Genomic DNA, 12,278 nt, shown 5'->3' with positions numbered 1-12,278 from the left:
GTGCTGCCGCGCGTTACAGCGCCATGCAGAGGTATTTCATTTCGAGGTAGTCCTCGATACCGTACTTCGAGCCCTCGCGGCCCAGGCCCGACTGCTTCACGCCGCCGAACGGCGCCACCTCGTTCGAGAAAAGGCCCGTGTTGATGCCGACGATGCCGTACTCCAACTGCTCGGCCACGCGCCAGACGCGGCCGATGTCGCGGCTGAAGAAGTAGGCGGCCAGGCCGTAGATGGTGTCGTTGGCCATGCGGACGACGTCGGCTTCCGAGGTGAAGCGGACGATTGGCGAGACCGGCCCGAAAATTTCCTCGTCCAGCACGCGCATGCCGGGGATGACGTCCGCCAGCACCGTCGGCGCGAAGAACTGCGCACCGGCCTCATGCACGCCGCCGCCGATGGCGATGCGCGCGCCCTTGCTTACGGCATCCGCCACCAGTTCACCGACCTTGGCGACCGCCTTCTCCGTGATCAACGGACCGATCTCGCTGCCTGCCGTGAAGCCGTTGGCCACGCGCAGTTCGGCCACCTTCCTCACGTAGCGCTCGACGAACTGGTCGTACACGGCGTCGTGGATATAAAGGCGGTTGACGCAGACGCAGGTCTGGCCGGCGTTGCGGTACTTGGCCTGGATCGCGCCTTCGACCGCCGCGTCGATGTCGGCGTCTTCAAACACGATGAACGGCGCATTGCCGCCCAGTTCCAGCGATACCTTCTTGACCGTGCCGGCGCACTGCTGCATCAGCAGGCGTCCGACCGGCGTGGAACCTGTGAACGACAGCTTGCGCACCAGCGGATGACCGGTGAACTGGCTGCCGATGGCCGCCGCGTCGCCGGTGACGATGTTCAGCACGCCCGCCGGGATGCCGGCGCGCAGGGCCAGTTCGGCCAGCGCCAGGGCGCTGAACGGCGTCTCGTTGGCGGGCTTGACCACCATCGTGCAGCCGGCCGCCAGCGCGGGCGCGGCCTTGCGGGCGATCATCGCCGCCGGGAAGTTCCATGGCGTGATGGCGGCGCAGACGCCGATCGGCTCACGTACCACCACCAGGCGCTTGTCGGCGGCCGGGGAGGGAATCACGTCGCCGTAGAGGCGCTTGGCTTCCTCGCCGAACCACTCGATGAACGAGGCGGCGTAGCGCACCTCGCCGCGCGCTTCGGCCAGCGGCTTGCCCTGCTCGCGGGTCATGATGGCGGCGAGGTCGTCCTCGTTCTCGATGATGAGGTCGAACCACTTGCGCAGCAGCGCGGCGCGCTCCTTGGCGGTGCGGGCTTTCCAGGCGGGCAGGGCGGCGTTGGCGGCCTCGATGGCGGCCACGGCGCCGGCCTCGCGCATCAGCGGCACGGTGCCGACCTGCTCGCCCGTGGCGGGGTCGGACACGGCTACAGTGGCGGCGTCGGGGGCGTCGGTCCATTCGGCGCCGATCAGGGCCTGCTGGCGGAAGAGGGCGTTGTCCTTCAGTTGCATTTGTCTGGTCTCCGTTTCGGTGGGACGGGGCTCAGGCGCCCTCGTATTCCTTTGCCACCTTGCGGTGGAAATGCACGATGCCGTGCTCGCTGATGCCGCTGCGCTGGCGGTCAACCATAATCCGGCCCTGGCCGCGGTAGCCGCGCGACTTCAGGCCCTTCTGCACGCTTTCCACCAGGCGCAGGTCTTCCGGGCGGAACACGTCGCGATACCACTCGACCAGCTTCTTCTGGTCCTCGGTCAGTTCCTTGTTCAGGAAGTAGATCTCGTAGTGCTGGAGCGTGACTTCGGCGCTGGCCGGGAACTCGTAGATCACCGTCATGAAGTTGGCGCCCGGCGGCACGTTGAACATCGTGCAAGGCCAGGCCCAGAAGCCGCTGAAGCTCGGATCCTTCACCGACTCGTCCAGCTTGAAAGACTTTTCCGACGACTTGGCGTGGCCGAACTGCAGCGTCCAGTTGCCGTGCAGCGTGTGGGTGTACTTGTCAACCTGCACCGAGTCCGAGAAGCCAGGGTGCGCCGGGCCGCAGTGGTAGCACTCCATGTAGTTGTCGACGATGGACTTCCAGTTGGCCGGCGTCTCGGTGACGAAGCGGGCGCCGAGGTGGAGTTCGTCGATCACCGGGCAGGCGGCGCGCATGCGGGCTTCCAGGCCGGGGAGTTGCTCCTCGACGCTGCCGGCGTCCGGGTTCATGTTTACAAAGACGAAGCAGGCGTATTCCTCGACCTTGACCGGCACGAGGCTGGACTTGTCCTTGTCGAAGTTCGGCACGTTGTCGCAGTTGCGGGCCAGCGCCAGTTCGCCGTCGAGCTTGAAGGTCCAGGCGTGGTACGGGCAGGTGATGACGTTCTTCGCGCGGCCGCTGCCTTGCAGCAGTTGATGGCCACGGTGCGGGCAGACGTTGTAGAAGGCGCGCAGCACGCCTTCGCGGTCGCGCAGCACGACGATGCTTTCGCCGATGATTTCGCGGGTCACGTAGTCGTTTGACTCGGCCAGTTCGCTGCGGTGGCCCACGCAGATCCAGCTATTGGCGAAGATCTTTTCCTTCTCATACTCGAAGACGGCTTCCTTCGTGTAATACGAGGCGGGCAGGGTCCAGGCGTTCTCGTCGTCGGCGCAGAAGTTGGCGGGCAGCTTCACGGCGGCGTTGTCCAGAGTCTTCTCCATGATTCGGGTTCCTTTAGTTAATTTGTGGTTAAGCGTTAAATATTGTTTAACAACAAGGCGGAAGAAAATGCCCGAGGGCGGGCAAAGTGTGGGCAATGAGTCGGGTCAGGGCGGCGGCGGGGGCTGCCCTGACCATCAAACCATCAATTCATCAGACGTTGGCGACGGCGGCTTCGCGGTCGGCGGTCACGGCGCGGTTTTCGCCTTCAGGCCGGGCCGCTTCGATCAGGTGTGCCGGCGTGTCGGCGTGGTCTTGCAGCAGCCAGCGGAACAGGCCGAACAGCTTGAACCCGAGGATGACCAGGAACGGGATTGCGGTCAGCACGACGGCTGTCTTCATGGTGTCCAGCGACGCCTTGACGAACAGCATCGCCAGCGGCACCAGCGTCAGCATCACGCACCAGAACACGCGGCTGGTCGGCGACGGGTCCTGTCCTTCCTCCAGGTTGCGGGTGGTGGTGGCGGCCACGGCGTAGGCTACGGCGTCGACGTGGGCTGCGAGGAAGACGATCATGATCACCAGGTACACGGCCAGGAACATCTTGCCGGCCGGCAGCGCGCTCAGCAGCATTTCCACTGCCGTCTCGCCGCCGTGCTCCTTCAGGATGCGCGGTACGTCGATGGCCCCTGACATGAACTGGTGCATGCTGTAGCTTTCCAGCGCGCCGAAGAAGAACCAGCATCCGACGCTGCCGCCCAGCAGCAGGGCGTAGATGACTTCCTTGATCTTGCGACCCTTGGATACGCGCGCCACAAACATGGCCACGCCTGGCGAGTACGACACCCACCACAGCCAGTAGAACACCGTCCAGCCGCGGCTGAAGGCGCCGTCGCCGGTGGGGTCGGTGAACAGGCTCATGTGGACGTAGTTCTGCAACATCAGGCCCAGGCCGTTGACGATGTTGTTGCCGGAGAACAGGGTGGGCCCGATGGCGAACACGACTGCGGCCAGCAGCAGCGCGCCCCAGCAGACCATATGGCTCAGGCGCTGCATGCCGCCGTTGATGCCGATGTAGGCACTTGCGGAGAACAGCACCGACACGCCGACGATCACGATTAACTGCGTGACGAACGTATCCGGCACGCCGAACAGGCCGGACAGGCCGCGCGTGAAGGTCGATGCTGTCAGCGCGATGGAGACGGTCAGCGCCCCGAACATCGTCAGCAGGAAGATCAGGTCCACCAGCCGGCCGACCGGCCCGGTGGCGCGGAAGCCCGTGATGGCCTCGATGATGGACGCCAGGTTCAGCCCCTTGTTCTTGCGCACGTGGAAGTGGTACGCCATGGCCAGCGAGGGCAGGGCATACACCGCCCAGGCGCTCAGGCCCCAGTGGAAGAACGAGTAGCTGATGGAGTATTCCAGCGCCTCGCGCGTGCCGGTGGGCACGTTCAGGCCGGGTGACTGGTAGTAGTAGACCCACTCCATCACGCCCCAGTACATGGTCGACGACCCCATGCCGGCGCAGATGAACATGAAGACCCACGACAGCGTGGAGTACTCGGGCTTGCCTTCGCCCAGCCGCACGTTGCCGTACTTGCTGAAGGCCAGCGCCAGGCAGGCGATGACGCAGCCGAAGACGAAGATCTGGACCAGCGACCCAAAGGAGCGCGTGGACCAGTCGAAGAGTTGGGAGGCAGTGGCGGCCGCTTCGGCGGGCCAGCGGACCATGGCGATGACGGTGACCAGCACGGCGGTGAGCGTGCAGACGGTCAGGAATCCGTCGCGGCGGGGCGTGGACGTTTTCAAGTGGATCTCCTCCGATGCGTCTTGGCGCATGGTGCTTTGTGGTGGAACTTGTCTAACCGGCGCGGTTGGGTCCGCATTCTTATTTTGCTTTTAGTAAACCAATGGTTTACAGTAACCATTGGTTTACGCAAACTCTATGCAAAATTCCGGGGATGCACAAGCTCCGCGCTGAAAAAAACTACGTGTGTGTCGAATGGGCCTTCGCGCGCCAGGCGGGGAAGACGAGTCGTGCGAATTCTGCGTCACGTCCTCCAGCGCATCTGGCGTCAGATGGCGTCGGCGATGGCCTTGCCCACGTCGCTCGTCCCGGCCTTGCCGCCGGCGTCCGGCGTCAGCGGGCCTTCGCGCAGCACGATCTCGATGGCGGCGAGGATGGCATCATGCGCTTGCTTTCCTGCGGAACCGCCGAGGAAATCGAGCATCATCGCGCCCGACCAGATCATGCCGATGGGGTTGGCGATCTGCTTGCCGTAGATGTCCGGCGCCGAGCCGTGCACCGGCTCGAACAGCGAGGGGAACTTGCGCTCCGGGTTCAGGTTTGCCGAACCGGCCAGGCCGATGGTGCCGGTGCAGGCCGGGCCGAGATCGGAGAGCAGGTCGCCGAACAGGTTGGAGGCGACCACCACGTCGAAGCGCTCGGGCTGGAGCACGAAGCGGGCGCAGAGGATGTCTATGTGCTGGCTGTCCCAGTTCACGTCGGGGTATTGTGCGCCCATGGCGGCGGTGCGCTCGTCCCACCAGGGCATGCTGACGGCGATGCCGTTGGACTTGGTGGCCGAAGTCAGCTTCTTGCGGGGACGCGATTGCGCCAGTTCGAAGGCGTACTTCAGGATGCGGTCGGTGCCGTGGCGGCTGAAGATCGATTGCTGCATCACGATCTCGCGCTCAGTGCCCTCGTACATGCGGCCGCCGACCGAGCTGTACTCGCCCTCGGTGTTCTCGCGGACCACGTAGAAGTCGATGTCGCCGGGCTTCCTGTTGGCCAGCGGGCAGGGCACGCCTGGCAGCAGGCGCACCGGACGCAGATTGACGTACTGGTCGAACTCGCGGCGGAACTTGAGCAGCGAGCCCCACAGCGAGACGTGGTCGGGCACCTTGTCGGGCCAGCCCACGGCGCCGAAGTAGATGGCGTCGAAGCCGTCGAGTTGTTCCTTCCAGTCGTCCGGCATCATCTTGCCGTGACGGAGGTAGTAGTCGCAGTTGGCCCATTCGAAGTGACGCACTTCGATGGGCAGGTTGAACTTGCGCGCGGCGGCTTCGACGACGCGCAGCCCTTCGGGGAGGACTTCATTGCCGATGCCGTCGCCGGCAATGGCAGCGATGCGAAAAGGTTTGGTCATGGCGGTGTCTCGCTCGTGTCTGGTGGTCAGGACGCGATCGAGGATGCCGGGAAACCCCGCGCGGATCATCCGTGCAACCGTGGATACAGGAAACACGAATCGTGAACAATCTGCCCCCAATGGAAGACCTGCGGGTGTTCTGCCTGGTTGCGCAGCGCGCCAGCTTCGTGGCCGCTGCGGAGGAACTGGGCAGCTCGCCGGCCTATGTCAGCAAGCGCGTCAAGGCGCTGGAGCAGGCGATGGGTGCGCAACTGCTGCACCGGAGCACGCGCCAGGTATCGCTGACGGAGAACGGCGACCGCGTGTGCCGCTGGGCGCGCCACATGCTCGACGAGATCGGCCAGTTGATGGACGACGTCTGCGCTGGCGGCGGCGCGCCGCGCGGGCTGGTGCGGATCGGCAGCAGCGTGGGCTTCGGCAGGCGACATGTCGCGCCGCTGATCTCGATGCTGTGCGAGCAGTACCCCGGCCTGGAAATCCGCTTCGACGTGTTCGACAAGCTGGTCGACCTCGTGGCCGAGGGGATCGACCTCGACATCCGCATCGGCAACGACATCGCCCCACACCTGATCGCCCGCCGGCTGGCGCGCAACTGGCGGGTGCTGTGCGCGGCCCCAGCGTATCTCGCGGCGCGCGGCGTGCCGGAGACGCTCGACGCGCTGGCGGAGCACGACTGCCTCGTCACAAAGGAGCGCGACCATCCCTTCGGCGTCTGGCGCATGACCGGGCCGGACGGTGACCGCAACGTCAAGGTCGGCGGGCCCCTGTCGTCCAACCATGGGGAGATTGTCACGGGCTGGGCGCTGGCCGGGCATGGCGTCATGCTGCGATCGATGTGGGACGTTGAACCTGACCTAAAGGCCGGCCGCCTGGTGCATGTACTGCCCGACTACCGCCAGGACGCGGATATCTGGGCGGTGTATCCTTCGCGCCTTTCCGGCTCCACACGGCTGCGCGCCTGCGTCGAGTTTTTCATGCGGCATCTCGGGGATGCCACCGGGGAATCCAGGACATGACAGAAAACAGCTTTGCATTCCGCCTCAAGGAACTGCTCGAACACAAGAAACTCACGCTGCAGGCGGTGGCGAACGCGCTCGACGTGTCGCGCCCGGCCGTGCACAAATGGACGAAGGGCGGTGAGATCGACTACGAGAAGCTCCGCAAGCTGGCGGCGTTCCTTGGCGTCAACTGGATCTGGTTGCGCTACGGCGAGCAGGCGCGGCAAGAGGCGGAAACATCGAGCGCGGTGGAAATCCCCATGACCGACATGCGCCGCCGCTACACGGCCGAGATCATGGAGAGCGAGGCGCGCATGAAGCTGGCGCAGGAGGGCGCGCGCATCGTCACGTGGGAATGGAACCTGATCACGGACGACGTTACCTACTCGTCCAACGTCGAAGCCGTGTACGGCTGGCGCATCGTCAGCAACGAGAGCTTCTGGAAGCATGTGCATGCCGATGACGTTCCCATGATGAACGCCGCCTACGAGGAATCGCTGCGCACAGGCAAGGCGCACGAGTTCGACTTCCGCCTGTACCAGCCCGACGCCAGCATCCGCTGGATTTCGTCCCGCGCCACGCCGGTGCGTGAACTGGACGGGCGCATCGTCAAGATTGTCGGCATCAGTATGGACAACACCGCGCGCAAGCTCGTCGAGCAGTCGCTGCGCGACCAGCAGGCGCGGTTCCGGGCGGTGTTCGAGTTGACGTCGGAAGGCATGGCATTGCTGGACGGGGACTTGCGCTGCGAGTCGGTCAATGCGGCGCTGGTGGAGATGGTCGGCTGCGATGTCGGTGCTCTGCTGGGCGGCGGGTTTGCCGGACGTCTCGCCGATGCCGGGGCGCGCCTGCGCAGGATGACGCGCGCCCGGCCGCAGGCGGAGTTCGGCGCCGAGCTGCAACGGGGGGACGGAAGTGGGCTGGCGGTGACGGTTCGCGCGATGCTGGAGCGCAGCGAGGACGGCGCGTCGTACTACGCGCTGGCGATGCGCGCGGTCTGACTGGGGAGAAAGCGGGGTACGACAAGATCTATCGTGAGGATTTGCTGGCACACGCGTACGCCCAGTGCCGCTCCAACAGGGGCGCGCCGGGTGTCGATCGTCAGGACTCCGCGGAGGTCGAGGAGTACGGGGTGCAGAAGTGGCTCGGCGAACTGACGCTAGCGCTCAGGCAGGAGAGTTACCAACCGGACCCTATTAGAAGAGTGTTTATCCCGAAGGCCAATGGCAAGCTGAGGCCACTGGGCATCTCGACCTTGCGGGATCGGGAGTGCATGACAGCAGCGATGCTGGTGCTCGAACCGATCTTCGAAGCGAATCTTCCACCAGAGCAGTACGCCTACCGCGCGGGGCGATCAGGTGCAGCACGCGCCGATCAACGATGCGTCGCGCGAGCGACAACATCAGTTCGGCGTGTGGAATACTTCCGAAGTAGTCCGCGAGGTCGGCGTCGACAACGTCCGTTTGCCCTCGGTGCAGCCGCTCCTCCACCTCGATCACCTGCCTGAATCACTTCTGCACTTCCTTTTACACGGCTAAGACTCTGTATATCAATACACCGCTGCTTCGATCGCAGTCCAACTCCGTCCGTCTGGGCAAAACCGTCTGGCTGAAGATGGAGGCTCTGCAGCCTTCTGGTTCATTCAAATTGCGCGGCATTTCACATGCGTGCAGTTGGCATATGGAGCGTGGCGCCAAACACTTCGTTTCCTCATCAGGGAGCAATGCCGGTATGGCTGTCGCGTATTGCGGGCGAGTCTCGTCGGTGATCCTTTCCGGTGCCTCGCGAGACTTGGCCATGTCCATCCCTCCGCTATTTGTTTTGTGGATATCAGGTTTTGGAATTTTTGATTTTACGATGGCGCGGGCGCTTCCTACACTCCTCCGGACAAAAGAAGCATGCGGAGACAGACATCGTGAATACCCCACTATCGCCAACCTGCGCGAATCCCTGGCCGCGGCCAGCCTGGACGACAAGGACACCCTCAAAAGAGGCCGCGTCTACATGAGCGGCACCCAGGCGCTGGTGCGACTGCCACTGCGGCAATAGGCCCGCGACCGGGCCGCGGGATTGAATACCGCCGGCCTTATTCCGGGTACCGGAGCTCGCCGCTGGGCGGGCTCCATGACGGCAGTCTGCTGGCGCGGCTGAAGGGCTTGCGCGACACCGCCTTCGATATATTCGGCAGGCCTACCGAACGGCGTGCAGAGCGGCAACTGATTGCCGAGTATCTCGCCACGGTGGAGGAGCTTGCGCAGTCCCTGAGCGACGGCAAACTTGACACTGCTGTCGCACTGGCTTCACTCACCCGCCCCGACGACACTACCGCGGCGGCCAGGGCCATATGGCCCAACATCCTCGGAACACTGAAAAATGAATACGGAAAATCAACTGCAGTTCGTTGTAGAGCCTCGCCCCGGGCCCACCCCCGCCGATGAGATCGCTGCCAAGTTGGCAAATCCGACGTTCGGACGCATTTTCACAGATCACATGGTCACGATCCGTTGGACCGACGGTCGCGGCTGGCATGACGCCAAGGTCGAAGCACGCCGTCCTTTCCAAATCGATCCCGCCTGCGCAGTACTGCACTACGCGCAGGAAATCTTCGAGGGCATGAAGGCATACCGTGGCGAGGACGGCAAGATCTCGCTGTTCCGACCACAGGAGAACGCAAGGCGTTTTCGCGCCTCTGCTGCCCGCATGTCGATGGCCGACCTGCCCGAGGCCACATTTTTGCAAGCCGTGGAAGCGCTCGTCGATATTGACCGCGCCTGGATTCCAGGCGGCGATGGAAGCCTCTACCTGCGTCCATTCATGTTCGCCTCGGAGAATTTTCTCGGCGTGCGCGCGTCGGCCGAATTTGTATTTTGCGTGATTGCTTGCCCGGTCGGCCCGTATTTCAAGGCCGGCAAGTCGGCGGTGACCGTATGGGTTTCGGATCGCTACACCCGAGCGGCCCCAGGCGGCACCGGCGCGGCCAAGTGCGGCGGCAACTACGCAGCCAGCCTGATCGCGCAGACCGAGGGCTCGGCCAATGGCTGCGACCAGGTGGTGTTCCTTGACGCTGCGGAGCACCGCTGGATCGAGGAGCTCGGGGGCATGAATGTTTTTTTCGTGATGGATGACGGCTCTCTGCGCACGCCTCCATTAACAGGGACAATCCTGCCGGGCATTACCCGCGCTTCGATCATCGAACTGGCCAGGCACGAGGGTATTCCGGTCAATGAAACACCATACGACTTCGAGACGTGGCGCACAGATGCAGCCAGTGGCTGGGTTAAGGAAACTTTTGCCTGTGGCACGGCCGCGGTCGTCACCGCCATCGGGCAGGTACGTCACGCTGGTGGGGAGTTCACGATCGGCAATGGTGGGGAAGGCGAAGTTACGCAACGCCTCCGTTCGTTGTTGACCGGCATCCAGCGCGGCAAGATCGCCGACCCGTTCGGATGGGTTCATCACGTCGATTGAGACCGGCGTGTTTGACATCAGCGGCGTGCAAGGAATCGGAGAGCCGTGCGCGCCGCGTTGATTCGGTTTGACGTCTGTCCCCGTGGCCTGGGCGGTCCGGGTAATTCCAACAAATACCGGGACCGGGGCGCGACCTGCGTGCCGGCAAGCCGTGCCGCCGACCCCGGCAGCACGCTGCCCGGATGCCTTCGCGCCCGCATGACTCGTCGCCATCTCCGGCGCGGGCCCGTGCGATCGCTCGGCAGCACATGCAGGAGACACCTATATGAGCTTGTTCCGAACCAAAGACATTGACGCCATGCTGGTGGACAGACACGTTGGCAGCCTGAAGAAGGTGCTGGGTCCCGTGGACCTCGTGCTGATGGGCATCGGCGCCATCATCGGCACCGGCATCTTCGTGCTGACCGGCACCGGCGCTTTGACCGCCGGCCCGGCGCTGACCGTGTCTTTCGTCATCGCGGCCATGGCCTGCGGCTTCGCCGCGCTGTGCTATGCCGAGTTCGCCTCCGCCATCCCGGTGTCGGGATCGATCTATACCTATAGCTACGCGACTCTGGGCGAGATCATCGCCTGGATGATCGGCTGGGACCTTCTGCTCGAATACGGCCTGGCTACCTCGGCGGTGTCGGTGGGCTGGTCGGGATACTTCCAGTCGCTGGCGGCGGGTTTCGGTCTGCATTTGCCGGCGGCGCTGACGGCAGCTCCGGGGGCTGTGCCGGGCGTGCACACCTTGTTCAACCTGCCGGCCTTCCTAATCATGCTGATCACCACTTGGGTGGTGTCGTGCGGCGTGCGCGAGTCGGTCCGTCTCAACAACCTGATGGTGGCGATCAAGATTTCGGTGGTGGTGCTGTTCATCGCGGTCGGCGTCTGGCATGTCAAGCCGGCCAACTGGCAGCCATTCGCGCCGTTCGGGGTATCCGGCATCTTCAATGCGGCGGCGCTGGTGTTCTTCGCCTTTATCGGCTTCGATGCGGTGACCTCAGCCGCCGAGGAAGTGCGCAATCCGCACCGCGACCTGCCGGTCGGCATCATCGGCTCGCTGACGGTCTGCACAGTGCTATACGTGATAGTCGCGGCCATCATGACCGGCGTCGTTCCCTTCGCCAAGTTCGCCGGCATCGACCATCCCGTGTCGCTGGTGTTGCAGTACGCGGGACAGAACTGGGTGGCTGGCTTTGTCGACCTGGGCGCCATTCTCGGCATGACCACGGTGATCCTGGTAATGACCTTTGGCCAGACTCGCGTCATCTTTGCCATGTCTCGCGATGGCCTGCTGCCCGCCAAGCTGTCGTCGGTCCACCCGGTGCACGCCACGCCATTCTTTGCCACCTGGACCGTCGGCATCGTGTTCGCGATGATCGCCGCATTCGTGCCGCTCAATGTGCTGGCCGAGTTGATCAATATCGGCACGCTCTCCGCCTTCACGCTGATCTCGATCGCGGTGCTGGTGCTGCGCCGGACCCGTCCCGAGCTGCCGAGAGCTTTCCGCTGTCCCGGCGTGCCGGTGGTTCCGCTGCTATCGGTGGGCTTCTGCCTGTTCCTGATGGCGCACCTTCAAGCGCTGACCTGGATCGCCTTCCTCATTTGGCTGGGGATCGGCCTGTCGATCTACTTCCTGTACGCGCGCCGCAACGCGGTGCTGCACGGTGGCACCAGGTAGCACGCGGTGCCAGTCGTAAGGGCCTACATGGACGCCACCGTTGGTCAACCAATCCAATTCGCCTTGCGCCTAGCAGTCACGCGCCGGCGATGGGACATAATCGCCGCGACGTGAAATATCAGGGTACCGGCCTCTCGGGATCGAACACCGTCAGTTCCACCGGTGCGAAGGGACGCTGGGCGATTGCCAGCCTCCCGATCATCGCGAGCAGATGCCCGGATTCTCCCGCCGCGAGAAGTCCCGAGACACGGTAAGCGGATGTGGAAGCCGACCTTGGAGTAAGCGAAAACCCCAGCCCCGCCCGCACCAGAAGCTGGGTAAGATGCCAACCCGGCGCCGGCGCGACAAGATCGCCCGCAGCCGAACGGGATTGGGGCTCCACGCCCCATCAACGCCGCACCGCACTGCAACCCAGGCGGTGTGTCAAGGAAG

The 12,278-nt window shown here is 64.1% G+C and carries 9 protein-coding genes and 2 pseudogenes; 7 read left to right on the top strand and 4 right to left on the bottom strand.

The window, feature by feature from the left end; genetic code table 11:
- Positions 1-13: 13 nt before the first annotated feature.
- The 4 genes from DN412_RS23195 to DN412_RS23180 all read right to left on the bottom strand — a co-directional run bounded on the left by DN412_RS23195 (position 14) and on the right by DN412_RS23180 (position 5,717).
- The gene (locus tag DN412_RS23195; RefSeq protein WP_115213718.1) at positions 14-1,462 is read right to left on the bottom strand and encodes an NAD-dependent succinate-semialdehyde dehydrogenase; all 1,449 of its coding nucleotides are present in this window, start codon (positions 1,460-1,462) and stop codon (positions 14-16) included.
- A gap of 31 nt (positions 1,463-1,493) precedes the next feature.
- On the bottom strand, positions 1,494-2,630 hold the full coding sequence (locus tag DN412_RS23190) for an aromatic ring-hydroxylating oxygenase subunit alpha (protein WP_115213717.1): 1,137 nt from the start codon (positions 2,628-2,630) through the stop codon (positions 1,494-1,496).
- A 151-nt stretch (positions 2,631-2,781) separates the two neighbouring features.
- Entirely contained in the window at positions 2,782-4,377 is a 1,596-nt protein-coding gene (locus DN412_RS23185) for a BCCT family transporter (RefSeq protein WP_208647641.1), read from the bottom strand.
- A gap of 266 nt (positions 4,378-4,643) precedes the next feature.
- Positions 4,644-5,717: a tartrate dehydrogenase gene (locus DN412_RS23180; RefSeq protein ID WP_115213738.1), complete on the bottom strand. Its 1,074-nt coding sequence runs from the start codon at positions 5,715-5,717 to the stop codon at positions 4,644-4,646.
- A 101-nt stretch (positions 5,718-5,818) separates the two neighbouring features.
- On the opposite strand from DN412_RS23180, the gene DN412_RS23175 reads away from it, so the two are divergent.
- The 7 genes and pseudogenes from DN412_RS23175 to bcaP all read left to right on the top strand — a co-directional run bounded on the left by DN412_RS23175 (position 5,819) and on the right by bcaP (position 11,846).
- A complete protein-coding gene (locus DN412_RS23175) occupies positions 5,819-6,733 on the top strand; it encodes a LysR substrate-binding domain-containing protein (protein WP_115213715.1) in 915 nt (304 codons plus the stop codon).
- Positions 6,730-7,716 carry a PAS domain-containing protein gene (locus DN412_RS23170; protein WP_115213714.1) on the top strand — a complete coding sequence of 329 codons (987 nt, stop codon included), beginning with the start codon at positions 6,730-6,732 and terminating at the stop codon, positions 7,714-7,716. The genes DN412_RS23175 and DN412_RS23170 overlap by 4 nt, the downstream gene beginning before the upstream one ends.
- 493 nt (positions 7,717-8,209) lie before the next feature.
- Positions 8,210-8,461 (top strand): annotated as a pseudogene (locus DN412_RS23155) (pyridoxal-phosphate dependent enzyme); the annotation flags it as partial.
- Between the two features lie 169 nt (positions 8,462-8,630).
- Positions 8,631-8,838: pseudogene (locus DN412_RS44075) on the top strand (hypothetical protein); the annotation flags it as partial.
- 33 nt (positions 8,839-8,871) lie between these two features.
- Entirely contained in the window at positions 8,872-9,153 is a 282-nt protein-coding gene (locus tag DN412_RS45675) for a DUF6537 domain-containing protein (RefSeq protein ID WP_115213713.1), read from the top strand.
- Entirely contained in the window at positions 9,089-10,183 is a 1,095-nt protein-coding gene (locus DN412_RS23140) for a branched-chain amino acid aminotransferase (protein ID WP_115213712.1), read from the top strand. Before DN412_RS45675 ends, DN412_RS23140 begins: the two co-directional genes overlap by 65 nt.
- A 265-nt stretch (positions 10,184-10,448) precedes the next feature.
- Positions 10,449-11,846 (top strand): branched-chain amino acid transporter BcaP, encoded by a 1,398-nt coding sequence (gene bcaP, locus DN412_RS23135; RefSeq protein WP_115213711.1) that lies wholly within the window; start codon positions 10,449-10,451, stop codon positions 11,844-11,846.
- Positions 11,847-12,278 lie beyond the last annotated feature (432 nt).

The sequence above is a fragment of the Cupriavidus lacunae genome (genome assembly GCF_003353055.1).
Lineage (GTDB): Bacteria > Pseudomonadota > Gammaproteobacteria > Burkholderiales > Burkholderiaceae > Cupriavidus > Cupriavidus lacunae.
This window is presented reverse-complemented; position numbering and strand designations above follow the sequence as displayed.

Coding starts and splice junctions, on each gene's coding strand:
- DN412_RS23195 (WP_115213718.1), bottom strand. CDS start 1,462: ATGCAACTGAAGGACAACGCCCTCTTCCGCCAGCAGGCCCTGATCGGC.
- DN412_RS23190 (WP_115213717.1), bottom strand. CDS start 2,630: ATGGAGAAGACTCTGGACAACGCCGCCGTGAAGCTGCCCGCCAACTTC.
- DN412_RS23180 (WP_115213738.1), bottom strand. CDS start 5,717: ATGACCAAACCTTTTCGCATCGCTGCCATTGCCGGCGACGGCATCGGC.
- DN412_RS23170 (WP_115213714.1), top strand. CDS start 6,730: ATGACAGAAAACAGCTTTGCATTCCGCCTCAAGGAACTGCTCGAACAC.
- DN412_RS23140 (WP_115213712.1), top strand. CDS start 9,089: ATGAATACGGAAAATCAACTGCAGTTCGTTGTAGAGCCTCGCCCCGGG.
- bcaP (WP_115213711.1), top strand. CDS start 10,449: ATGAGCTTGTTCCGAACCAAAGACATTGACGCCATGCTGGTGGACAGA.